At 59.9% G+C, this 23,736-nt stretch carries 23 protein-coding genes; 14 read left to right on the plus strand and 9 right to left on the minus strand.

Features of this window, described 5'->3' with window-relative positions:
• Window positions 1-30 precede the first annotated feature (30 nt).
• Window positions 31-309 carry a YeaC family protein gene (locus ACUW6V_RS07300; RefSeq protein ID WP_004386623.1) on the plus strand — a complete coding sequence of 93 codons (279 nt, stop codon included), beginning with the start codon at window positions 31-33 and terminating at the stop codon, window positions 307-309.
• Window positions 310-390: 81 nt separating this feature from the next.
• Here ACUW6V_RS07300 and pncA read toward each other — a convergent pair whose 3' ends face one another.
• From pncA to sppA, 3 genes are all read right to left on the minus strand, one after another.
• Window positions 391-1,032, minus strand: a complete 642-nt coding sequence (pncA, locus tag ACUW6V_RS07305) for a bifunctional nicotinamidase/pyrazinamidase (protein WP_454038174.1) — start codon at window positions 1,030-1,032, stop codon at window positions 391-393.
• A gap of 12 nt (window positions 1,033-1,044) precedes the next feature.
• Window positions 1,045-2,061, minus strand: a complete 1,017-nt coding sequence (gene ansA, locus ACUW6V_RS07310; protein ID WP_004386621.1) for an asparaginase — start codon at window positions 2,059-2,061, stop codon at window positions 1,045-1,047.
• 101 nt (window positions 2,062-2,162) lie between these two features.
• Window positions 2,163-4,013, minus strand: a complete 1,851-nt coding sequence (sppA, locus tag ACUW6V_RS07315; RefSeq protein ID WP_454038175.1) for a signal peptide peptidase SppA — start codon at window positions 4,011-4,013, stop codon at window positions 2,163-2,165.
• A 174-nt stretch (window positions 4,014-4,187) separates the two neighbouring features.
• Here sppA and ACUW6V_RS07320 point away from each other — a divergent pair, with 174 nt between their 5' ends.
• The 4 genes from ACUW6V_RS07320 to ACUW6V_RS07335 all read left to right on the plus strand — a co-directional run bounded on the left by ACUW6V_RS07320 (window position 4,188) and on the right by ACUW6V_RS07335 (window position 8,263).
• Window positions 4,188-4,739 (plus strand): NAD(P)H nitroreductase, encoded by a 552-nt coding sequence (locus ACUW6V_RS07320; RefSeq protein WP_080320926.1) that lies wholly within the window; start codon window positions 4,188-4,190, stop codon window positions 4,737-4,739.
• Between the two features lie 147 nt (window positions 4,740-4,886).
• A complete protein-coding gene (selD, locus tag ACUW6V_RS07325) occupies window positions 4,887-5,930 on the plus strand; it encodes a selenide, water dikinase SelD (RefSeq protein ID WP_012125024.1) in 1,044 nt (347 codons plus the stop codon).
• A gap of 3 nt (window positions 5,931-5,933) precedes the next feature.
• On the plus strand, window positions 5,934-7,880 hold the full coding sequence (locus tag ACUW6V_RS07330; protein ID WP_104658593.1) for a DNA topoisomerase III: 1,947 nt from the start codon (window positions 5,934-5,936) through the stop codon (window positions 7,878-7,880).
• Window positions 7,881-7,981: 101 nt separating this feature from the next.
• Entirely contained in the window at window positions 7,982-8,263 is a 282-nt protein-coding gene (locus tag ACUW6V_RS07335; protein WP_014729093.1) for a DUF1496 domain-containing protein, read from the plus strand.
• Here ACUW6V_RS07335 and ACUW6V_RS07340 read toward each other — a convergent pair.
• Window positions 8,223-8,636 (minus strand): pyrimidine (deoxy)nucleoside triphosphate diphosphatase, encoded by a 414-nt coding sequence (locus ACUW6V_RS07340; RefSeq protein ID WP_085660915.1) that lies wholly within the window; start codon window positions 8,634-8,636, stop codon window positions 8,223-8,225. The two genes, ACUW6V_RS07335 and ACUW6V_RS07340, sit on opposite strands and share 41 nt — an antisense overlap.
• 47 nt (window positions 8,637-8,683) lie before the next feature.
• Complete coding sequence (gene xthA / locus ACUW6V_RS07345; protein ID WP_004386955.1) at window positions 8,684-9,490, minus strand: exodeoxyribonuclease III; 807 nt, start codon at window positions 9,488-9,490, stop codon at window positions 8,684-8,686.
• A 441-nt stretch (window positions 9,491-9,931) separates the two neighbouring features.
• Between xthA and astC the strand changes: the two genes are divergently transcribed.
• The 7 genes from astC (at window position 9,932) to ves (ending at window position 17,557) form a co-directional block, all read left to right on the plus strand.
• Entirely contained in the window at window positions 9,932-11,152 is a 1,221-nt protein-coding gene (gene astC / locus ACUW6V_RS07350; RefSeq protein WP_032989881.1) for a succinylornithine/acetylornithine transaminase, read from the plus strand.
• On the plus strand, window positions 11,149-12,186 hold the full coding sequence (astA, locus tag ACUW6V_RS07355) for an arginine N-succinyltransferase (RefSeq protein WP_032989880.1): 1,038 nt from the start codon (window positions 11,149-11,151) through the stop codon (window positions 12,184-12,186). Before astC ends, astA begins: the two co-directional genes overlap by 4 nt.
• Window positions 12,183-13,661, plus strand: coding sequence for a succinylglutamate-semialdehyde dehydrogenase (gene astD / locus ACUW6V_RS07360; RefSeq protein ID WP_104658592.1), 1,479 nt, complete (start codon window positions 12,183-12,185; stop codon window positions 13,659-13,661). The genes astA and astD overlap by 4 nt, the downstream gene beginning before the upstream one ends.
• Window positions 13,658-14,983: an N-succinylarginine dihydrolase gene (gene astB, locus ACUW6V_RS07365; RefSeq protein ID WP_097649110.1), complete on the plus strand. Its 1,326-nt coding sequence runs from the start codon at window positions 13,658-13,660 to the stop codon at window positions 14,981-14,983. The genes astD and astB overlap by 4 nt, the downstream gene beginning before the upstream one ends.
• A 9-nt stretch (window positions 14,984-14,992) precedes the next feature.
• Window positions 14,993-15,958: a succinylglutamate desuccinylase gene (gene astE / locus ACUW6V_RS07370; protein WP_454038176.1), complete on the plus strand. Its 966-nt coding sequence runs from the start codon at window positions 14,993-14,995 to the stop codon at window positions 15,956-15,958.
• A gap of 294 nt (window positions 15,959-16,252) precedes the next feature.
• Entirely contained in the window at window positions 16,253-16,735 is a 483-nt protein-coding gene (spy, locus tag ACUW6V_RS07375; protein ID WP_454038177.1) for an ATP-independent periplasmic protein-refolding chaperone Spy, read from the plus strand.
• Window positions 16,736-17,011: 276 nt separating this feature from the next.
• Window positions 17,012-17,557, plus strand: coding sequence for an environmental stress-induced protein Ves (gene ves, locus ACUW6V_RS07380; RefSeq protein WP_015386779.1), 546 nt, complete (start codon window positions 17,012-17,014; stop codon window positions 17,555-17,557).
• On the opposite strand, the gene cho is transcribed toward ves, so the two are convergent.
• The 3 genes from cho to nadE all read right to left on the minus strand — a co-directional run bounded on the left by cho (window position 17,548) and on the right by nadE (window position 20,301).
• Complete coding sequence (gene cho / locus ACUW6V_RS07385; RefSeq protein WP_454038178.1) at window positions 17,548-18,429, minus strand: excinuclease Cho; 882 nt, start codon at window positions 18,427-18,429, stop codon at window positions 17,548-17,550. The two genes, ves and cho, sit on opposite strands and share 10 nt — an antisense overlap.
• A 67-nt stretch (window positions 18,430-18,496) precedes the next feature.
• Entirely contained in the window at window positions 18,497-19,387 is an 891-nt protein-coding gene (gene yddG, locus ACUW6V_RS07390; RefSeq protein WP_454038179.1) for an aromatic amino acid DMT transporter YddG, read from the minus strand.
• An 86-nt stretch (window positions 19,388-19,473) separates the two neighbouring features.
• Complete coding sequence (gene nadE, locus ACUW6V_RS07395; RefSeq protein ID WP_004387342.1) at window positions 19,474-20,301, minus strand: ammonia-dependent NAD(+) synthetase; 828 nt, start codon at window positions 20,299-20,301, stop codon at window positions 19,474-19,476.
• Between the two features lie 242 nt (window positions 20,302-20,543).
• Between nadE and osmE the strand changes: the two genes are divergently transcribed.
• The gene (gene osmE / locus ACUW6V_RS07400) at window positions 20,544-20,885 is read left to right on the plus strand and encodes an osmotically-inducible lipoprotein OsmE (RefSeq protein WP_004387341.1); all 342 of its coding nucleotides are present in this window, start codon (window positions 20,544-20,546) and stop codon (window positions 20,883-20,885) included.
• A 112-nt stretch (window positions 20,886-20,997) separates the two neighbouring features.
• Here the strand turns inward: osmE and katE are convergent, their stop codons facing one another.
• The gene (gene katE, locus ACUW6V_RS07405; protein WP_105547077.1) at window positions 20,998-23,253 is read right to left on the minus strand and encodes a catalase HPII; all 2,256 of its coding nucleotides are present in this window, start codon (window positions 23,251-23,253) and stop codon (window positions 20,998-21,000) included.
• A gap of 196 nt (window positions 23,254-23,449) precedes the next feature.
• On the opposite strand from katE, the gene cedA reads away from it, so the two are divergent.
• A complete protein-coding gene (gene cedA, locus ACUW6V_RS07410) occupies window positions 23,450-23,695 on the plus strand; it encodes a cell division activator CedA (RefSeq protein ID WP_454038180.1) in 246 nt (81 codons plus the stop codon).
• Window positions 23,696-23,736: the final 41 nt, after the last annotated feature.

The raw sequence follows: 23,736 nt of genomic DNA on the forward strand, positions 1-23,736 counted from the left end.
CAGCAAATTATTCCACTGGAGCGCATTTTTATGAACCTGGAAGACCTGATTAGCAGCATGACGCCGGAGGTTTACGAGCGTCTCGCGACCGCCGTAGAACTCGGAAAATGGCCCGACGGCGTGGCGCTGACGCCCGAGCAGAAAGAAAACAGCCTGCAACTGGTGATGCTCTGGCAGATGCGCCACAACACCAATCCGCAGCATATGACGATCGGCACGGACGGCCAGCTGGTGATGAAAAGCAAGCAGCAGCTGAAGGCGGAGTTCGGTATCAATCAGCAGCCTATCGCCACGCTCAAGCCTGAATGAGCTGAAGGGTGCTGAAGTAAAAAAAAGGCCGCGGATTGCAAAGCGGCCTTTTTTTATAAAGCAACGGATGACTGAAGCGGTTTATGCCTGCGTTTCGCGCCAGTCGTCAAGCGTATAGAGCGTGGCGCCACTCGCCGCCATCTCCTGAAACGCCAGCATACTGGCCTGCGGCGTCAGGTTAACGCCGCGGCAGCCGTCGGTAATCACGTTCACCGTATACCCCAGCCTTAGCGCGTCAAGCACCGTGTATTTGACGCAGTAGTCGGTGGCAAGTCCCATGACGATCAACTCGCTTACGCCATGCTCGCGAAGCCAGGCGTCAAGCGCGGTTTTCTGGCGGTGTCCGTTATCGAAAAACGCGCTGTAGCTGTCAATCGCCGGGTTTTCGCCTTTGTAAAAGCGCTGCTCAATGGCCTTCTGGTTCAGCAGCGGATGGAGCGCCGCGCCGTCGCTCTCCTGAATGCAGTGATCGGGCCACCAGGTTTGCGGCAGGCCGTCGAGCGTGCCTTGCGTGAACGGCTCGGCGTGCTGAACAGAAGCAAAGCTGCCGTGATTCGCCGGGTGCCAGTCCTGGCTTGCCACCACCGGCTCGCCGCGGCTCTTACACCATTCAATCATCGCGTTCGCGATATCCACCGTGCTGTCGCCTTCCGCGACCGCCAGCGCGCCGCCGGCGCAAAAATCATTTTGCAGATCCACCAGCAGCAGGGCGTGTGAATTCATACCGTGCTCCTTTTAATCGTCCGGGGTCAGCTCGCCGCGCAGGTTACGCATCATCGCTTCGCGAATCGCCTGCGGCTCCAGCCCCTGGCTTAACAGATAGTGCAGTTTGGTGAGCGTCGCCTCGACGGTCATGTCGAAGCCGCTGATAACGCCCGCATGGGCCAGCGCGTTGCCGGTGGCGTAGCCGCCCATGTTGACTTTACCGGACATACACTGCGTCAGGTTAACCACCACAATCCCGCGCGAGCACGCTTCCTGCAACTCTTTCAGGAAATCGCCGTGCTGCGGCGCGTTGCCGACGCCATAAGAGCGCAGGATCAGCGCCCGCACTGGCTGGCGTAAAAAGTTACGCACCACGTCAGCGGAGATCCCCGGATAGATAGTCACTACGCCGATAGGCTGCGGCGTAATGGTATGCACGCGCAACTCGCCGTGGCCGTGAGGCGCGGGCGGCGTATTCAGGCGACGAATATGAATGCCTGCTTCCAGCAGCGGCGGCAGATTAGGAGAAGCGAACGCGTCGAAACCGTCAGCGTGGGCTTTGGTGGTACGGTTGCCACGATAGAGCCGGTTGTTGAAGAACAGCGTCACTTCGCTAATCGGGTAGTTCGCCGCCACGTAGAGTGAGTTAAGCAGGTTGATCTGCCCGTCAGAGCGCAGCTCCGCGAGCGGGATCTGCGAGCCGGTGACGATAACCGGTTTGCTCAGATTTTCCAGCATAAACGAGAGCGCCGACGCCGTGAACGCCATCGTATCGGTGCCATGAAGGATAACGAAGCCGTCATACTCATCGTAATGGGCTTTGATATCTTCGGCGATATGCTGCCAGTCCTGCGGCGTCATATCGGACGAGTCCATCAGGGGCGCATATTCGTGAATGGTGAAATCCGGCATTTCGGGGCGGTGGAACTCCGGCATCTGGGCGAGCTGCTGCTGGAGATGGCCGGAGACGGGAATGTAGCCGTGTTCGGAGCGTTGCATACCGATGGTGCCGCCGGTATAGGCAACGTAAATCGATTTCTTTTGCATAGGTCAGCTTTCGTTGTGCATAAACCCGCGCAGTATAGAGGTGCTGCGCAAAAAAATCAGCCCGGCGCTGGCCGGGCTGTGACAGGGTCGACGCTGACGCGTTAGCGCACGTCGCCGCAGGTAAGGCAGAAGGCGTAACGGTTCTGCGGATCGTTAAAGGCCGCGAGCTTATCGCCTTCCTTCTTCGCCGCCAGCGCCGCATCGGCCACTGGCGCAGGCAGCCAGGCCTGAAGCGCCTGTGGCAGCATCGCGTGCACCGAGCCGGTCAGGTTGGCAATCACCATATCGATAAAGCCAGGCTCATCCTGATAGAAATCGAGATGCCAGGATTTCAGCTTCGCAAGCTCGGCGGCTTTTTTCACGGCGTCGTCGAAATCGCCGAGGCTGTCCACCAGACCGTTTTGCTTCGCGTCTTTACCCGTCCAGACGTGACCCTGCGCTATCTGGTCAATCTGCTGCGGGGTTTTGTTACGCGACTGCGCCACCAGGCCGATAAAGCGCTGATAACCGTTTTCGATAGTTAACTGCATCAGCTTCTGCACTTCCGGTGGCAGCGCTTTGGTCACCGACACATCCGCCAGCGGTGAGGTCGCCACGCCGTCGGTATGCACGCCAATCGCATCCAGGCTGTTTTCCACGGTGTTGATAACACCAAAGATGCCGATAGAGCCGGTGAGCGTACTGGGGTTCGCAACGATATAGTTAGCAGGTGTGGAGATCCAGTAACCGCCGGACGCCGCCATGCCGCCCATCGACACCACCACCGGTTTACCGGCTTCTTTCGCCGCCGCCAGCTCCTGGCGGATGGTTTCTGAAGCGGTCACGCTGCCGCCAGGGCTGTTCACCCGCAGCACAATGGCTTTTACTTTCGGGTCAAGACGCGCGTCGCGGATCTGCGCGGCGGTGGTATCGCCGCCGACATTCCCCGGCGTTTCTTCGCCATCCATAATGGCACCGTTAGCGAACACCACAGCAATGCTTTCGCCCTGTTCGGACGGCTTGTTCAGCGGGTAGTCGTAAATGCTGACGGCGCGGAAATCTTTATCCTTGTCGCTCCAGCCAAACTGTTTCACCAGCGCTTTGTCGACAGTCGCGCTGCTTGCGAGCTCATCCACCAGCTTATTGTCGAGCGCATATTTCGCGGTATCGCCGCCAGCGGCTTCGAGCCCTGCGATCATCGCCTGCGCGCCAGGGAAGATCTGGCTTGCCGGTACCTGACGGTTAGCGGCGATCGTGCCGAGATAGTTCTGCCACAGCTCGCCAATCCAGCGGCTGTCCGCCTCACGAGCGGCGGGTGACATATCGTCGCGGATAAACGGCTCGACGGCGGATTTATAGGTGCCGACGCGGAACACATGCGTAGTCACTTTGAGCTTATCGAGCAGCGATTTGTAGTAGAGGCCATTGGTGGCGAAGCCGTGCAGATCGACGGTGCCCTGCGGCGAGAGCCAAATCTTATTGGCGAAGCTCGCGAGGTAATACTGGCCCTGACTGTAGCTATCGCCAATCGCATACACCGGCTTACCGGCGTCGCGGAATTCGCGCAGCGCCTTACCGATATACTGCATCGATGGCTGATCGGCCCCGGCGAAATCTTTCAGATCCAGCACGATGCCGGTGATATTGCGGTCGTCTTTCGCCTGGCGGATCGCGTTGACGATATCAAACAGCGAATTTTCCTGTAAGCGGTCAGAGCTTGCGCCAAAGAGCTGACGGCCCAGCGCGCCAAGCTTATTATTGACCGACGGTTTATCCACCACCACGCCGCTGATATTAAGCAGCAGCGCGCCGCGTCCAGGCTCAGACGGGCCGCTGTTAAACTGCATCCAGACGCCGACGCACACCAGCACCAGCAGGAGAAACAGCAGATTCATCACCAGCTCTCTGATGATATTGAGCAGGCGCCAGGTCCACTTAAAGAATCCGGCAATAATTCGCCAAAGGGTACGCATTTACTCTCCCTAATCCGTGAATAACGGGGAACCCCGTAACCTCCCGCTACAGGCGGGACGCCGACAAAGTGTAAATACCACAGGCGGGCTTGTCAGCAGGAAACGCGGGCAGGGTGTAACAAAACATACCGCTGTGTTAATTTTATGAGTAAAAATCATCAAAGGAGAGTTGAGATGGATGCATTAGATATGCTGGTCAACCGCCGCAGCGCCTCACGTCTCGCTGAGCCTGCGCCAACGGGCGACGCGCTGGAAAACATTCTGCGGGCGGGCATGCGCGCGCCGGATCACGGCACACTGCAGCCGTGGCGTTTCTTTGTTATCGAAGGCGAAGGGCGCGAGCGCTTCAGCGCGCTGCTGGAGAAAGCCGCCATCGCTGACGGCCAGGATGAAAAAGCCATCGACAAAGCCCGCAACGCGCCGTTTCGCGCGCCGCTGATCATTACCGTGGTGGCGCATTGCGAAGAGCACCACAAAGTGCCGCGCTGGGAGCAGGTGGTCAGCGCCGGTTGCGCGGTAATGGCGATGCAAATGGCGGCGCTCGCCCAGGGCTTTAACGGCATCTGGCGCAGCGGGCCGTTCACCGATAACGCTCTGGTGCGTGAGGCGTTTGAGTGCCGCGAACAGGATCAGATTGTCGGTTTTCTCTACCTCGGCACCCCGCAGCTGAAGGCCTCCACCACGATTAACCTGCCGGACACCGCCCCCTTCGTGCGTCATTTCTGAAGCCCGCGCGCAAAACTGTCTGGATTGTGAGCAAAAGCGGCGCAATTCAGACAGTCATACTTACCACCCCGTCTTTCTGGCGCTACCATAAGCGCGCTTTATCGAACGATAACGATCACCTGATTCTGACCAAACAAGGAGCGGTCCATGAGTGAGCAAGCGATTCGTCTGACCCAGTACAGCCACGGAGCAGGTTGCGGTTGTAAAATTTCCCCGAAAGTGCTGGAAACCATCCTGCACAGCGATCAGGCGAAGTTTATCGACCCCAACTTGCTTGTCGGCAACGAAACGCGCGACGACGCGGCGGTGTACGATCTCGGCAACGGCACGAGCGTTATCAGCACCACGGATTTCTTCATGCCCATCGTGGACAACCCGTTCGATTTTGGCCGTATCGCTGCGACCAACGCCATCAGCGACATCTACGCGATGGGCGGTAAACCGATCATGGCGATTGCGATCCTCGGCTGGCCGGTTAACACGCTCGCGCCGGAAATCGCGCGCGAGGTGGTGGAGGGCGGGCGCTTTGCGTGTCAGCAGGCGGGCATCGCGCTTGCGGGCGGCCACTCCATCGACGCGCCGGAGCCGATTTTCGGTCTCGCCGTCACCGGCGTGGTGCCGACCGAGCGCGTGAAGAAAAACAGCACCGCCGAGGCGGGCTGCAAACTCTTTCTCACCAAGCCGCTGGGTATCGGCGTGCTGACCACCGCTGAGAAAAAATCGCTGCTGCGCCCGGAACATCAAAATCTTGCGACAGAAGTGATGTGCACCATGAATAAAGCGGGCGCTGATTTCGCAGAGATCGACGGCGTGAGAGCGATGACGGATGTCACCGGCTTCGGGCTGCTGGGGCACCTCAGCGAAGTGTGCCAGGGCGCGGGCCTGCAGGCGGAGCTCTGGTATGAGGCCGTGCCGAAATTGCCAGGCGTTGAAGAATACATCGCGCAGGGCGCGGTGCCGGGCGGCACCAGCCGTAACTTTGCGAGCTACGGCCACCTGATGGGCGATATGCCGGACGCCTGGCGCAGCCTGCTGTGCGATCCGCAAACCTCCGGCGGCCTGCTGCTGGCGGTGGAGCCCGCCGCTGAAGCGCAGGTGCAGGCCGTGGCGGCGAAGCATGGCATCACGCTTAGCGCCATCGGCGAGCTGAAAACCGCGCGCGGCGGCCGTCCGATGGTGGAGATTCGCTAATCGATGCGGTTGTTTATTGCCGAAAAGCCCAGTCTGGGGCGCGCCATCGCCGACGTGTTGCCGAAACCGCACCGCCGGGGCGACGGGTTTATTGAGTGCGGGAACGGCCAGGTGGTCACCTGGTGCGTCGGACACCTGCTGGAGCAGGCGCAGCCGGACGCCTATGACAGCCGCTATGGCCGCTGGAATCTCGCCGACTTACCCATCGTGCCGGAAAAGTGGCAGCTCCAGCCGAAACCGTCGGTTGCAAAGCAGCTTAATGTGATTAAAAAGCTGCTGCGCGAGGCGCAGGAGATTGTTCACGCAGGCGACCCGGACCGCGAAGGGCAACTGCTGGTGGATGAAGTGCTCGACTACCTGCAACTGCCCGCGGAAAAGCGCCAGCAGGTGCGCCGTTGCCTGATTAACGATCTCAACCCGCAGGCGGTGGAGCGTGCTATCGATAAACTGCGCGAGAACCGCGAGTTTGTGCCGCTCAGCACCTCGGCGCTCGCCCGCGCCCGCGCGGACTGGCTTTACGGCATTAACATGACGCGCGCCTGGACGCTGCTCGGGCAGAACGCGGGCTACCAGGGCGTGCTCTCGGTAGGCCGCGTCCAGACGCCCGTGCTGGGGCTGGTGGTGCGGCGCGACGAAGAGATAGAAAACTTCGTCGCCAAAGATTTCTTTGAGGTCAAAGCGCACATCATCACGCCCGCGCAGGAGCGCTTCACCGCGCTCTGGCAGCCGAGCGAGGCCTGCGAACCGTACCAGGATGAAGAGGGGCGGCTCCTCAACCGCGCGCTGGCGGAGCATGTCGTTAAGCGTATCGAAGGGCAGCCGGCGGTCGTCACCAGCTATAACGACAAGCGCGAAAGCGAGGCCGCGCCGCTGCCGTTCTCGCTCTCGACGCTGCAAATCGAGGCCGCCAGACGCTTCAACCTGAGCGCGCAGACGGTGCTGGATATCTGCCAGAAGCTATACGAAACCCACAAACTCATTACGTATCCGCGCTCCGACTGCCGCTATCTGCCGGAAGAACATTTCGCGGGCCGTCATGCGGTGCTGAAGGCGATTGGCGTTCACGCGCCGGATCTCCTGCCGCAGCCCGCCGTCGATCCGGAGCGCCGCAACCGCTGCTGGGATGACAAAAAAGTGGACGCGCACCACGCCATTATCCCGACCGCCCGCAGCGCGCCCGCGTCGCTCTCTGACGGCGAGGCGAAAATCTACGGGCTTATTGCCCGTCAGTACCTGATGCAATTCTGCCAGGACGCGCAGTTCCGCAAATGCGTGATTGAGCTTGAAATCGCGGGCGGCAAATTCATCGCCAAAGCGCGCTTTCTGGCGGAGACGGGCTGGCGCGCGCTGCTTGGCGCGAAAGAGCGCGACGAAGAGAACGACGGCACGCCGCTGCCGGTGGTGGCAAAAGGCGACGAGCTGCACTGCGAGCATGGCGAAGTGGTTGAACGCCAGACCCAGCCGCCGCGCCACTTTACCGATGCCACGCTGCTCTCCGCCATGACCGGCATCGCGCGTTTCGTGCAGGATAAAGATCTGAAGAAGATCCTGCGCGCCACCGACGGGCTCGGCACCGAGGCGACCCGCGCAGGCATTATCGAGCTTTTATTTAAGCGCGGTTTTCTTGAAAAGCAGGGGCGCTATATTCATTCGACGCCCGCCGGGAAAGCGCTGATCCACGCGCTGCCAGAGCTTGCCGCACGCCCGGACATGACCGCGCAGTGGGAATCGACGCTGACGCAAATCAGCGAGAAGCAGTGCCGCTATCAGGATTTCATGCAGCCGCTGGTGCAGACGCTCTACACGCTCATTGATCAGGCGCGCAGCGCCCCGGTGCGCCAGTTCCGCGGTCTGGTGGCGCCCCAGCAGGCGCAAAAACGCCGCGCGGGCAAGGGCGGCAAAAAGCCTGCGTCCCGCAAGCGCGGCAGCGCCCAGCCTGCGGCGGAGTAACCCGCCGCGCTAAACTCCGCGCCCGTTTCGCCGATAACGTCCCAAGGAGAGCGCGGCGCGCTATAGTGAAATCAGCATCACATCACAAGAGGGGAAACGGGGTGTCAGTGAAAAAAAGCTTACTGGCGGCGCTGGCGCTGCTGGCCACACTGCCGGCGGGTGCCGACAGGCTGCGCCCGGATGTGCAGGTCAACATACCGGAAGAGGTGTTCAGTACCGGCGGCCAGCGTTCGCAGCAGCAGTGTATTCAGTGCTGCGTCTATCAGGATCAAAACTACTCCGAAGGGGCGGTGATCAAAGCCGACGGCGTGCTGTTGCAGTGCCAGCGCGACGAGAAAACCCTCAGCACAAATCCGCTGGTGTGGCGTCGCGTGCGGACATAAACGCTTCAAGCAGTGGAATATCCGCCGGGGCGAGCGCATAGCCGAACGCCTCGCGCGGCTCACACCAGACGAGCGCGGTGTGGCAGAGCGCCTGCGGCTCGCCGTCAAAATCGTTCACCTGCCACGCATGTAACCGAATAACCCGCCCGGAAACCTCACGCGTGTGGCTTGCCACATACGCGCCGATACGCGCGCTTATCGCCAGCTCTTCGGCAAGTTCACGCGCCAGCGCCGCAGGCTGGCTTTCGCCCGGCTCCACTTTGCCGCCGGGAAATTCCCACAGCCCCGGCTGATCGCAATCAGGCGAGCGCTGCGCCAGCAGCACCTGGCCGTCGCGCACGAGTATCGCCGCGACGACATCAATGATTTGCATGGTGATTTTCCGCAAGGGATCCTCCCCGAAGGGAGGATCGCGACAAATTACAGTGAGAAGGTTGCCCAGACCGGTGCGTGATCGGACGGTTTTTCCATCGCGCGGATATCGTAATCGATGCCGGTCTCAGCCAGGCGCGCCATCAGCGGATCGCTCGCCAGCAGCAGGTCGATGCGCAGACCGCGGTTATCGTCAAAGCCTTTGGAGCGGTAGTCGAACCAGGAGTAGCGGTCGCTGGTTTCCGGGTTGGCGTGACGGAACGTATCTTTAAGCCCCCAGTTCAGCAGGCGGCCCATCCATTCACGCTCTTCCGGCAGGAACGAACATTTGCCGGTACGCAGCCAGCGCTTGCGGTTCTCTTCGCCGATGCCGATATCCAGATCGCCTGGGCTGATATTCATATCACCCATAATCAGCACTGGCTTATCGTTGCTCAGCGCCGTCTCAAGATAGTCCTGCAAATCCTGGTAAAACTTCGCTTTGGCCGGGAATTTCACCTCGTGATCGCGGCTCTCGCCCTGCGGGAAATAGCCGTTAATGACCGTGATATCGCCAATAGAAGAAGGGATTTCGGCCATGATGATACGGCGCTGCGCTTCTTCGCCGTCGCCCGGAAAGCCGCGGCGCACGGAAACCGGCGTGGCTTTAGTCAGCAGCGCCACGCCGTAATGGCCTTTCTGACCGTGATAAAAAACGTTGTAGCCCAGTTTCGCCACCTCTTCGAGAGGGAACATATCGTCATGGACTTTAGTTTCCTGCAGGCCGATAACGTCCGGCTGATGCTGTTCCACCAGCGCGGCAAGCTGATGAGGGCGGGCGCGCAGGCCATTGATGTTAAAAGAGATGAATTTCATAGTCGCGAATACACTGGATGAACAAGAGTGGCGCGATGGTAACAGAAAAACCGCCCGCGCGTCTCCCGGCCCGGCAAGGTTGTGACGATTGTTAAAAGCGGCGCAAACCCTGTGCTTTTGCACCAGGACGGCGCGAGCGCCCTGAAATGGGGCGCGTTGATATGGCAAATCCCGGTCACGATCACAAATCCAGAACAATATTTTATCAATGCATAAAAGTGCGGGTTTTTTTATGGCGAAGGCCGCTTTGTCATAAAAGTATTCACTTTTTATGCAATAAAAGTGAATAACATTGATTCGTAACCTATTGATTTAACGTTACTGACTCTCCGGTATGCATTTTCTCCTCTGGCTGGCACGAAGCGTGCAATCTACAGTAAGAGCGCAAATGCACATTTAATTAACAACTAAACAACCTTTTATTTACCGGACGAGGTCGCTATGTCGCAGTCAATTACCCGCCAGAACTTTGATGAGTGGATGATCCCCGTTTATGCTCCGGCCGCGTTTATTCCGGTGCGCGCTGAGGGTTCCACGCTCTGGGATCAGGAAGGCAAAGAGTATATCGATTTCGCGGGCGGCATCGCGGTAAACGCGCTCGGGCACGCACACCCGAAACTGCGCGAAGCGCTGGAGACCCAGGCGGCGAAAATCTGGCATACCGGCAACGGGTATACCAACGAGCCGGTGCTGCGCCTCGCCAAACGTCTGATTGACGCCACCTTCGCCGATCGCGTTTTCTTCTGTAACTCCGGCGCGGAAGCCAACGAGGCGGCGCTGAAGCTCGCCCGTAAATATGCTCACGACCACTACGGCGCGCAGAAAAGCGGCATTGTGGCTTTTAAAAACGCGTTCCACGGCCGCACGCTGTTTACCGTCTCCGCTGGCGGTCAGCCTGCGTATTCCCAGGATTTCGCGCCGCTGCCGCCGCAAATCAGCCATGCCGTGTTTAACGATCTCGATTCCGCCGCCGCGTTAATTAATGACGACACCTGCGCGGTGATTGTCGAGCCGGTGCAGGGCGAGGGCGGCGTGGTGCCTGCTACTAAAGCCTTCCTGCAGGGTCTGCGCGAGCTGTGCGATCGCCATAACGCGCTGCTGATTTTTGATGAAGTGCAGACCGGCGTGGGCCGCACCGGCCACCTCTACGCTTATATGCATTACGGCGTGACGCCGGATGTGCTCTCCACTGCCAAAGCGCTTGGCGGCGGCTTCCCGATTGGCGCGATGCTCACCACCGAACGCTGCGCCGCCGTGATGGGCGTCGGTACGCACGGCACCACCTATGGCGGCAACCCACTGGCGGGTGCGGTCGCAGGCCAGGTGCTGGATCTGGTGAACACGCCGGAGATGCTCGATGGCGTGAAAGCGCGTCACGACGCGTTTGTCGAGCAACTGAACGCCATGAATCAGCGCCTCGGGCTGTTTAAAGAGATCCGTGGCCTGGGGCTGCTCATCGGCTGCGTGCTGAAAGACGAGTATGCGGGCAAGGCGAAGGCGATTTCGCTCGCCGCCGCGAAAGAAGGCGCGATGGTGCTGATCGCGGGCGCTAACGTGCTGCGCTTCGCGCCTGCGCTCAACATCAGCCATCAGGAGATTGAAACCGGGCTTGCCCGCATGGCGCGCGCCTGCGAAAACTGGCTCAAGGAGGGTGCATCATGATGGTGATTCGCCCCGTCGCACACCACGACGTTCCGGCGCTGCTGCGCCTCGCTGCGAAAACCGGCGGCGGGTTGACCTCGCTGCCGGTGGATGAAAAAACGCTCAGCGCGCGCGTCGAGCGCTCCCTGCAAACCTGGCGCGGCGAACTGCCGCCAGGCGATCAGGGCTATGTCTTTGTGCTGGAAGATACGCAAAGCCGCACGGTTGCCGGCATTTGCGCCATTGAAGTGGCCGTCGGGCTCAGCGAGCCCTGGTATAACTACCGTGTGGGCACGCTGGTACACGCCTCGAAAGAGCTGAATGTCTACAACGCACTGCCGACGCTGTTTCTCAGCAACGATCACACCGGCAGCAGCGAGCTCTGCACGCTGTTTCTCGACCCGGAGTGGCGCAAAAACGGCAACGGCTATCTGCTCTCTAAATCGCGCTTTATGTTTATGGCCGCGTTTCGCGAACGCTTTAACGAAAAAGTGGTGGCGGAAATGCGCGGGGTGATTGACGAACACGGCTACTCGCCGTTCTGGGAAAGTCTCGGGCAGCGCTTCTTCTCGATGGAATTCAGCCGCGCCGATTATCTCTGCGGCACCGGCCAGAAGGCGTTTATCGCTGAGCTGATGCCAAAACACCCCATTTATACCCAGTTTCTTTCTGAAGAGGCGCAGGCGGTCATCGGCCAGGTTCATAAAGACACCGCGCCCGCGCGCGCCGTGCTGGAGGCCGAAGGATTTCGCTATCGCAACTATGTCGACATCTTTGACGGCGGGCCGACGCTGGAGTGCGATATCGACCGGGTGCGGGCTATCCGTAAAAGCCGCCTCGTGGAAGTGGCGGAAGGCCAGCCTGTTACCGACGACGAACTACCGGCCTGCATGGTCGCCAACGAAAATTACGATAACTTCCGCGTGATGCTGATCCGCGCCAGACCAGACGCCGACAGGCTGATTCTGGACGCCGCCACGCTGGATGCCCTGCAATGCCGCCACGGCGATCGTGTACGCCTGGTGCGCCTGTGCCCTGAGGAGAAAAAAGTATGAGTTTATGGATCAACGGTGAGTGGACAACGGGGCAGGGCGAGGCGCTGGAAAAACGCGATCCGGTGGGCGGCGGCCTGCTGTGGCAGGGACATGCGGCGGACGACGCGCAGGTGAAAGCGGCCTGCGCCGCCGCCCGCGCGGCGTTTCCGGCCTGGGCGAAACGGCCCTTCGCCGACCGTCAGGCTATCGCTGAGAAATTCGCGGCGTTGCTTGAGGCGAACAAAACAGAACTGACGCGCATCATCGCGCTGGAGACCAGCAAACCGCGCTGGGAGGCGGCCACCGAAGTGACCGCGATGATCAATAAAGTGGGTATTTCGCTCAAAGCGTACCAGACCCGTACCGGCGAACAGCACTCGCCGATGCCGGACGGCGCGGCCACGCTGCGCCACCGTCCCCACGGCGTGCTGGCGGTTTTCGGGCCGTATAACTTCCCCGGTCACCTGCCAAACGGTCATATGGTTCCGGCGCTGCTCGCGGGCAACACGCTGGTGTTTAAACCGAGCGAACTGACGCCGCACACCGGCGAAGCCGTGATGAAACTCTGGGAGCAGGCGGGCCTGCCTGCGGGCGTGCTGAATCTGGTGCAGGGCGCGCGCGCGACCGGCCAGGCGCTCTCCGCGCAGCCGGAACTCGACGGCCTGCTCTTTACCGGCAGCGCTGGCACTGGTTATCAGCTGCATCGCCAGCTGGCAGGGCAGCCCGAAAAAATTCTGGCGCTGGAGATGGGCGGTAATAACCCGCTGATTGTCGAAGATCCTGACGATATCGACGGCGCGGTGCATCTGGCGATCCAGTCGGCGTTTATCACCGCCGGGCAGCGCTGCACCTGCGCGCGCCGCCTGCTGGTGAAACGCGGTGCTGCGGGCGACGCCTTCCTGGCGCGCCTCGTTGAGATCGCCGGGCGTTTGCGCCCTGACCGCTGGGACGCCGAGCCGCAGCCGTTTATGGGCGGACTTATCAGCGCGCAGGCGGCGGAGCGGGTGCTGGAAGCCTGGCAGGGGCATCTGTCGCGCGGCGGCAAGCCGCTGTTAACGCCAGCTCTGGTGCAGGCGGGAAGCTCGCTGCTCACACCGGGCATTATTGAGCTAACCGGCGTGCTCGACGTGCCGGATGAAGAAATTTTCGGGCCGCTATTGGGCGTCTGGCGTTACGACGATTTCGACGAGGCGATCGCGCTTGCCAACGCCACCCGTTATGGACTTTCCTGCGGGCTGATTTCGCCGGTTCGCGAGAAATTCGACCAGCTGCTGCTGGAAGCGCGCGCCGGTATCGTGAACTGGAACAAACCGCTGACGGGCGCGGCGAGCACAGCGCCGTTCGGAGGCGTCGGGGCGTCCGGCAATCATCGTCCGAGCGCCTGGTATGCGGCGGATTACTGCGCCTGGCCGATGGCCTCGCTGGAAAGCCCGACCTTCGCGCTGCCGCAGACGTTAAACCCCGGCCTCGATTTCAGCGGGAAGGAGCAGGCATGAAAGCACGTGAAGTCAACTTTGACGGACTGGTGGGGCTGACCCACCACTACGCCGGGCTCTCTTTCGGTAATGAGGCCTCGACGAAACATCGTTTTCAGGTCTCTAACCCGAAGCTTGCCGCCAGACAGGGGCTCGCGAAGATGAAAGCGCTGGCGGACGCCGGTTTCCCGCAGGCGGTGATCCCGCCGCAGGAGCGTCCGAACCTTGCGGCGCTGCGCCAGATTGGCTTTACCGGCAGCGATCAACAGGTGCTGGAGAAAGCCTGGCGCGCCGCGCCGCATCTGCTTTCGGCCGCCAGCTCCGCATCGTCGATGTGGGTGGCGAACGCAGCAACGGTCTGTCCGTCCGCCGACGCGCTGGATGGCAAAGTGCATCTGACCGTGGCGAACCTTAACAATAAATTCCACCGCGCCAGCGAAGCGCCCGGCACCGAACGGCTGCTGCGGGCGATTTTCCGCGACGAGTCCCGTTTTGCCGTACACGGCGCGTTGCCGCAGGTGGCGATGTTTGGCGACGAAGGCGCGGCCAACCATAACCGGCTTGGCGGCGACTACGGCGAGCCGGGGCTTCAGCTTTTCATCTACGGGCGCGAAGAGAGCGGGGCACTGGTGCCTGCCCGCTACCCGGCGCGCCAGACGCTGGAAGCCTCGCAGGCCGTGGCGCGGCTTAACCAGGTGGATCCGCAGCGCGTTATGTTCGCGCAGCAAAACCCGGCGGTCATCGACCAGGGCGTGTTCCATAACGATGTCATTGCCGTTTCCAACCGCCAGGTGCTGTTCTGCCATGAGCACGCGTTTTTGCATCAGCAGGCGCTGTTTGACGCGCTTGCTGAAAAAGTATCGGGCTTTACGCCGCTGGTGGTGCCCGCAGGCGAGGTGTCGGTGCAGGACGCGGTGGAAACCTACCTTTTTAACAGCCAGCTGCTGAGCCGCGACGACGGCGCTATGGTGCTGGTGCTCCCTGAGGAATCGCGCCGCCACGAAGGCGTCTGGCGTTATCTGAATACGCTGCTGGCGGCGGATAACCCGGTTAGCGAGCTGAAAGTTTTTGACCTGCGCGAAAGTATGGCCAACGGCGGCGGCCCCGCCTGTCTGCGCCTGCGCGTGGTGCTGACCGACGACGAGCGCCAGGCGGTCAACCCGGCGGTGATGATGAACGACGCGCTCTTTACGCGGCTTAACGCGTGGGTGGATAAATATTACCGCGACCGGCTGACGCAGGAAGATCTGGTGGATCCACAGTTGCTGCGCGAAGGGCGCGAGGCGCTGGATGAACTGTCGCGCCTGCTTTCGCTCGGCAATGTCTATCCGTTCCAGCAGTAAGGAGACGCCGTGGACGATTTTATTGCGAAGACGCTGCGCGGCGAGACGCCCGCCACCAAAACGCGGCAACGTGGCGGCGTGGCTATCGAGTGGCTGGATGAAGGCATTCTGCAACTGACGCCCGCGGGCGAGGTGCGCGGCGCGCTGGTGGTGAGCGCGGGCATTCACGGTAATGAAACCGCGCCGGTTGAGATGCTGGAGCAGCTCCTCGCGCCGCTGGTGCGCGGCGAACAACCGCTCGTCTGGCGGCTGCTGGTAGTGCTCGGCAGCCCGGCGGCGTTGCGGGCCGGACGCCGGTTTGTCGATTACGATCTTAACCGTCTTTTCGGCGGGCGCTGGCAAACCGCCACGCCGGGTGTGGAAACCGCCCGCGCGGAACGTCTTGAGCAGGCGCTGGAGACGTTTTTTGCGGTGGGCGATGAAACGGTGCGCTGGCATCTGGATCTGCATACCGCCATTCGCGCGTCGCGCTTTCCGCGCTTTGGCGTACTGCCCGCGCGCACGACGGCGTGGCCGGAGGATTTTCTCGCCTGGCTTGGCGACGCCGGGCTACAGGCGCTGGTATTTCATCGCGCGCCGGGCGGCACCTTCACGCACTTTTCCTGCGAGCGCTTCGCAGCACTCAGCTGTACGCTGGAGCTTGGGAAGGCGCTGCCGTTCGGCCAGAACGATCTCAGCCAGTTCGCCCCAACGCAGCGGGCGCTGTCGGCGCTGCTGGACGGCTCGCCCGCGCCTGCCGCTATGGATGCGCCGCGCCGCTTTGAGGTGGCGCAGCAAATCATCCGGCGAAGCGATCGATTTGTGCTGCATATGTCCGCTGAGACCGAAAATTTCACGGCATTCGACGCAGGCACACTGCTTGCGGAAGATGGTGATGAGCGCTATTACGCGCAGGAAAATGAACGGGTGCTGTTTCCGAATCCCTCTGTCGCGCTCGGTTTACGCGCGGGATTAATGCTGCGGGAAATTAAATAATATGCGGCCCCCTGTGGGCCGTAAAAATAATGCGGATAATTCTGAGCGCGGCGCTTTATTTTACAGCGGTGCGCTTATATACTGCGCTCACACTCTCTTCACAATCAATCGGTTGTGATATTTAAAGAATCTTCTCCTCCGTTTTTCCTTATTTTCTCCATAATCGCACAATAATTGTTTTTTATGCTTTCACTGTTTTACTCAGACTCTGACTGATTGACGAATCTGCCCGTAGAATTAATCTCGTCAAGGCGACAACCTGTTGCTGAATTAACTGAAAGTAAGGACAACATTATGCGTAAATTAACGGCTATCTTCGTTGCTTCCACCCTGGCGCTTGGCGCGGCTACTCTGGCACAGGCGGCGGAGACCCCGGCACCTGATGCGAATAACGCACCGATGATGCACCATAAAGGTCCGCGCGGCCCGCATCACGATATGATGTTCCAGGGGCTGAACCTGACCGATGCGCAGAAGCAGCAAATTCGCGACATCCGGAAAGCCCAGCGTGAAAAATTCGAGCGTCCGTCGCTGGAAGAACGCCGCGCCATGCACAATCTGATCGCCAGCGACAGCTTTGATAAAGACAAAGCGCAGGCCCAGATCGATAAAATGGAAGCGCAGCATAAAGCCCGTATGCTGGCGCACATGGAAACCCAGAACAAAATCTATAACGTGCTGACGCCGGAGCAGAAAAAGCAATTTAATGCCAATTTTGAGAAGCGTCTGACAGAACGTCCGGCTCCGGAAGGTAAAATGCCCGCAGATACAGAATAATTTCTGACTGGCTTAAGACCGCCGGTTTTGGCAAGCGTCCTTTGATGGCGCTGGCCAGGGCCGGCGGTTTTTCTTTTCCCACGCCTCTTGCCACGTAATTTCTGTTGGTTATCATTCATCGCTGCCGCCGTGCGGCGCATTTAGCCTGCGTATGTTAAGGATCTGCGTTCGCCATCCTCTGACGTGCCGATAATCAGGCCTGTAAATGCATAACAATAATTTTTGCCGCAGTACGCCTGTGGCGACTGGCGCATGATGCGCGTTCCAGGAGTGGGGATGGAATTTTTCGACGTCAAAAAGATGCCGGTGAACCTGTGGCGTAATGGCGCAGGCGAAACCCGCGAGATCTGTTGTTACCCGCCGAGCCGGGATTTTAACTGGCGCGCCAGCATTGCTTCTCTTGCCAGCAATGGCGAATTTAACGTTGTGCCGCAGGTTGACCGCGTGGTGACGCTGCTCGATGGCGGCGAAGTCACATTGCTTGGCGGCGGCGCGTTTCGTCATACGTTAAAGCGCCACCAGCCGTTTACGTTTGCGGGCGAGCAACCGGTACGCGCTGAGCTGACCGACGGGCGCATGTCACTCGACTTTAATCTGATGACCCGGCGCGATCGCTGTCGCGCGCAGGTGCGCGTCGCCGATCGCACGTTTACGACCGGCCGCGCGCGCGGCGGGATTGTGTATGTTTTAAGCGGCGCCTGGCAGCTTAATGATAAATTGCTGACGCCGGAGCAGGGCGCCTGGTGGCAGGAGGGAAGCCATACCCTCCGGCTGCTGAAGGCCGAAGGGCAGGTGCTGTTTAGCGAAATTACTTATCTCTGAGGCGCGTGCGCGCCGATTTCCACTATCTCATGCTCGCCGCTGATAAGCGGCTTGCACAGAATACGATAGCCGTCGTTATCAAAGCCCTGCGGCGCGCGCGAGATGCTCGCCACGTCGCTTAACGAGGCGACCGATCCCAGCCAGTACCAGTTATGGATAATATGGTACTGCGTCATGTCACCGAAACTCTCCCGCAGCCCGACCGGGCCGTCCCACGGCCAGCAGATAACGCGCATGCGCTCCAGCGCCTCCATCAGACGCGCGTTGTGCGCCTCCAGCGGCTCTTTGCCGCAGCAGGCCCCCGCGCAGCGTTTCAGCGCCGAGCGGAAACAGGCGCGCCCCGGGCGCACGGATTCCAGCCCCAGCAGGCCGTAGCAGAGCTGTTGTTCGTCAGCGATAGACTGCAGCGTGCCGAGCGCCGCGCGGCGGCTCGAAAAGAGTCCATACAGGCCCGGCTGGTGTGAGAAATCGACATCGCGCGCGTAAACCACGTCCGGTTTTTCGCCTTTGAACTGCAAGGAGCAGAGCTGCCGGTTACGGCGCAACCGTTTATTAAACAGCGGCTGCTGCTCTTTGATCATCTGCGCTTCTAAGAGCAGCGCGCCGATTTCGCCCGCGGTGCGGATAAACGTGATGCGCCGCGACTGACGCAGCATAGAGGCTTCATCCGGCGTGCGCAGGTGCGACAGCACCCGGCTGCGAATATTGACGCTCTTGCCAATATAAAGCGGCATGGTTTCGCTTTCGCCATGAAAAACATAGACGCCAGGGTGCTTTGGCAGATCGTCAAGCCACGGACGCAGATGCTCGGGATATTCATAAATTGCCGCTTTTTCAAACTCCAGCCGCGGCGCGCCAGTACGCCTTACCACATCACTCTCCTGAATACTGTTTACTTATCCAGTCTATCAGGGAATGTGTGGTTGAAAAAGCGCCATCTTAGTTGAGATTGCGCGTCGCAAGCCAGCAGAGCAGGGAGCCTGCCACCACCATCGCCACGCCCTGCCAGAACGCGATGCCCGGCGCGAGGCCGAGCCACAGGCTTGCCAGCAGCGCCGAGAGCACCGGCGTGAAGTAAGAGGCGGTGGCGAGCAGCGTCATATTGCCGTGCTGAATACTGTAGTTCCAGGCGGCGTAGGCGGTCGCAGTGGAAAGCCCCATAAAGAGCAGTTGCGCGACGGCAGGAAGCGAAAGCTGCATCGGTGGCTGTGGCGCGAGGCTATATTGCAGCCAGAGGACGGCGGCGGTGGCGCAGAAAAAGAGCGCCACGCCGTTCTGCCCGTTGCTCCAGCGGCGCGTCAGGTTGCAGTAGAGCGCCCAGACCAGCGCGGCGCTGAACGCGAGGCCATAGGCGGGCGGATTATCCTGCATGTTGAGCCAGAGCTGCGCGGGCGACCAGCCGCCGTCGCCTTTCAGCACCTGAAACACGCCCGCGACCGCAAGCAGCAGCCCCGGCCAGAGCCAGACGCGGCAGCGCTGGCCGTTGATAAGCACCGCCAGCAGCACCGTCAGGCTCGGCCAGAGGTAGTTAATCATCCCCAGCTCCAGCGACTGCGCGCGGGTATGCGCAAGCCCAATCGCCAGCGCGAGGCAGATTTCATAGCCAACAAAGAGCACACCGCCGATGATTAAATAGCGGCGCGGTAAGCGGCCAGGGTGAACGAGCCCTGGCGACACCATCAAACACAGCGAACTGACGGTATAAATGAGCGCTGCGCCGCCCACCGGGCCGAACGCCTCGCTGATGCTGCGCAATAAACCGACGGAGGTACTCCAGAGCAGAATGGCCAGAAGGCCCGGCAGCGTGGCGCGCTGCGTTGAAACTGACATACGTCATCCGTGAAAAAAGCGTTGTGGCGCAAAACGTGACGCTGAGAGAGACACCCTCCCGGGTCGGGGAGGGTGCCGAAACGCGCTTACTGTTTCCAGAAATCGTCAAAAATCGTGATCGGCGGGCGACGTTTGTGCTCGGTTTTCACATACCAGCCGTCGATGATCTGGCTGATTTTTTCATCAATCTGTTTGCCTTCCAGGTAATCGTCGATGTTGTCGTACGTCACGCCGAGCGCCACTTCATCCGGCAGGGACGGGCGGTCGTCTTCGAGATCGGCGGTCGGCACTTTAAGATAGAGGTGCTCCGGACAGCCCAGGGTTTTCAGCAGCAGTTTGCCCTGGCGTTTATTAAGACGGAACAGCGGGTTGATGTCGGTGCCGCCATCGCCATATTTGGTGAAAAAGCCGGTGACGGCTTCGGCCGCATGATCGGTGCCCACGACAACGCCTTTGGTCATCCCGGCGATGCTGTACTGCGCTTTCATACGCTCACGCGCTTTTTCGTTGCCGCGCACAAAATCGCTCAGCTCAATGCCTGCTTCACGCAGCGCTTTCTCGCTCGCCAGCACCGCTTCTTTAATATTGACCGTCAGCACTTTATCCGGCTGGATAAACGCCAGCGCATCCTGACAATCTTTTTCGTCAAACTGCACGCCGAAAGGCAGGCGCACCGCGATAAACTGATAGCTCTGATCGCCGGTTTCATCGCGCAGTTCGCTGATGGCAAGCTGGCTCAGTTTACCCGCGAGCGTGGAATCCTGACCGCCGCTGATGCCCAGCACCAGCGTTTTCAGGAACGGATAGGTTTTCAGATAGGATTTGAGAAAATCGACGCTGCGGCGGATCTCTTCGTGAGCGTCAATTTGCGGTTTCACACCAAGTGCCTGAATAATTTCTTGTTGTAATGCCATTTACCCCTCCAGTCTTGTTCGCCTGCAACGCGCAGGCATTGAAACGGTGATTTGTTAAAGCTAACCCGTTGTGGGCAAAACGACAAGTTGTCGCCGCCCTGCGCGGTGTCAGGCGGTTTTAACGTAATCAGTATTGGCTGAGGGAATACTCTTAATTTAACGTTGTTTCAGGTAACAAGTTGAAAAATGTTATTTTATATTCCAGGCTTATCTGCACACGCTGAAAAAAAGAGGATGACACAATGAACAAGAAGTTTGCAGGGTTTCTGGGTGCAGCGGCTGTTATGACGATGCTGGCAGGGTGTACCGCTTACGATCGCACCGCCGATCAGTTTACCCAACCGGTAGTAAAAGATGTGAAAAAAGGCATGAGCCGTCAGCAGGTGATGCAGATTGCCGGTAAGCCGTCTTCTGAAGTGACCATGATCCACGCTCGCGGTACCTGCCAGACCTATATTCTGGGCAGCCGTAATGGTAAAACCGAAACCTATTTCGTTGCGCTGGACGATACGGGCCACGTGATGAACTCCGGCTACCAGACCTGTGCCGAGTACGACACCGACCCGCAGGCACCGAAGAAATAATCGCGCTGTTGACAAAAAAACCGGCTCCGGCCGGTTTTTTTATGTCTGATGTTTATGGCACAAGCACAAAAAAACGCCGCAGCAGGCGGCGTTTTGGATAGCAATACGGCGGTTAAGCCGGAATTGACGCCACTTTCGGCGTACGCGCCCAGACGCGGTGGCAGGCGAGCTGGTGGATGAAATCATCCATAAAGCTGCCGGCGGCGTCGTCAGCTTCGACAATCCCTTCCTCGCCGGTGTCCGGCACCGCCAGATGGCGTTTCAGACCGCGCGCATCGCCCATCAGGCCGATCGCTTTCAGATGTTTATACGCCTCCAGCAGGTAGTAGACCGCATCACCGTTATCCGCAAGCGCGCTCGCCGCACCGCCCGGCACCAGCACGGCATCGACGGTCACGGACGGCGATCCGGCAAACGTGCCGGCAACTTCCAGTTGCGAGCCATCATCCGCCGTCACGCTGCCCATGCGGCTGTAGAGCAATTTGGCATGCACGCCGTGCGATTTCAGCGCCTGCAGCATGGCGAGCAGATCGGCGGATTTCACATGGTCGTTGAGTAGCACCGCGACCACACGCCCTTTCACGGTGCCGCCCGGTACGGCATACAGGCTCAGCGACGGGTCTTTCTTCAGCCCGTTAACGTCCTTCGGCGGCGCGACATGCATCTGCTCTTCAGTGAGCGTAATGCCAAGATTAGTGGCCACCGGATGCGCCAGCGAAATATCGATATGGCAGAGGTGATCCACCACGCGCTCGCGGATATAGCTGCGCACGACTTTGCTGAGCTCAAAGCTGAAGGCGTCGATGATATGGCGCTGCTCGACCGGCGTCTGGCTCTGCCAGAACAGGCGCGGCTGGGAGTAATATTCGCCAAACGACGGGCTGCGCTCGCGGATCTTATGGCCCTCAATACGTTCCTGATGGCTTTCAAACCCGCCCGCTTTTGGCGCAGGCGGCGTCTCGCGCGGCCAGTTATCGTTGATCGAGTTTGGCTCGTAGTTCGCCGGGTTGGTGTCGATATCCATCCGGTGCATGCCGTCGCGCTGGAAATTATGGTACGGGCAGGTCGGTCGGTTAATCGGGATTTCGTGGAAGTTCGGCCCGCCGAGACGGCTTATCTGGGTGTCGGTGTAAGAGAACAGACGGCCCTGCAGCAGGGGATCGTTGCTGAAATCCAGCCCCGGCACGATATGGCCCGGGTGGAAAGCGGCCTGTTCGTTTTCAGCGAAGAAGTTATCCGGGTTGCGGTTCAGCACCATTTTGCCGACCAGCTGCACCGGCACCAGCTCTTCGGGGATGAGCTTGGTGGCATCAAGGAGGTCAAAATCAAACTTAAATTCGTCCTCTTCCGGGATCAGCTGCACGCCGAGTTCATATTCGGGGTAGTCGCCCGCTTCGATGGCCTCCCACAGATCGCGACGGTGAAAATCCGGGTCGCGTCCGGTGAGCTTTTGTGACTCATCCCAGATAAGCGACGCTTTACCCGCCACCGGTTTCCAGTGGAAGCGCACGAAGGTGCCTTTGCCTTCGGCGTTAATGAAGCGGAAGGTGTGAATGCCAAAGCCTTCCATCGTGCGGTAGCTGCGCGGAATGCCGCGGTCAGACATCGCCCACATGACGTTGTGCAGCGTTTCCGGCTGGAGCGACACGTAATCCCAGAAGGTGTCATGCGCGCTCTGGCCCTGCGGAATAGCCCAGTGCGGCTCCGGCTTCACAGCATGAACGAAATCCGGGAACTTATGGGCGTCCTGAATAAAAAACACCGGCGTATTGTTGCCGACCAGATCGAAAATCCCTTCTTCGGTATAAAACTTGGTGGCGAAGCCGCGGATATCGCGCACCGTATCCGCGGAGCCCGCGCCGCCCTGTACCGTAGAGAAGCGCACAAATACCGGCGTGATTTTCTGCGGATCGCTTAAGAACGCGGCTTTGGTGATATCGCTCAGGCTTTTATACGGCTGAAAGTAGCCGTGGGCGGCCGAGCCGCGCGCGTGGACGATGCGCTCAGGAATACGCTCGTGGTCGAAATGCGTGATTTTTTCCCGCAGGATAAAATCTTCCAGCAGCGTCGGGCCGCGGGTGCCGGCGCGCAGCGAGTTCTGATCGTTGGCGATGCGCACGCCCTGGTTGGTTGTCAGCGCCTCGTTCTCACCGCCTTTGCGGAAGGTCTCCAGCGCGCCGAGCTTATCGTTCGTCACCTGCGGTGCCTTCAGGCTACCTGGCGCGGTCGGCTGCTCGCCTGGCGGGGTCGGCGTCGGAGAAGGGCGGTGGGAGCCATCGGCAGGCGCCAGCGATCCCATGCCCGGCTCTGATGAACGCGCGTCGTGGAACGGGGCTTCATGGTTAGGGCGTTTCTCATCATTCGACATTGAACTCGTCTCCTTTCCTTTTTCTTAAGCAACCGGATGGCTGCATGAAATGTAAGGTAACTATAGAACAGCACTGAAGTTCTTGCGGAAAAGGGGACGGCGTAAAAAGCGGCAAATGAACGGTACAGCGCACGCAGGATGCGACGCAGAGCCGTCCGATCCGCTATCATAGTGGTTTATCTTTTGTTTTCAGCCAGTGAATCCGACGCTTATGAAACCACTTCGTCATCAGAATCGTCCCGTTATCAGCTATGTTCCACGCGTGGAGCCGGCTCCGCCGGATCATGCGGAGCGCATGGAGGGTTTTGAGGATGTCTGGGTGCTGAAGGGCAAATACGTGGCGTTTGTGATGTCCGGGGATCGTTTTCGCCGCTCGCCCGCCTTCAGCAGCCCCGAAGCCGCCCAGCGCTGGGCGAACCAGCTCAAACAGGATGAGGTATAGGGCAGGGTTTATCGCCCGGCGCGACGCGCAGAAGAAAGCTG

The organism is Cronobacter sp. 153480017-3, assembly GCF_053627815.1.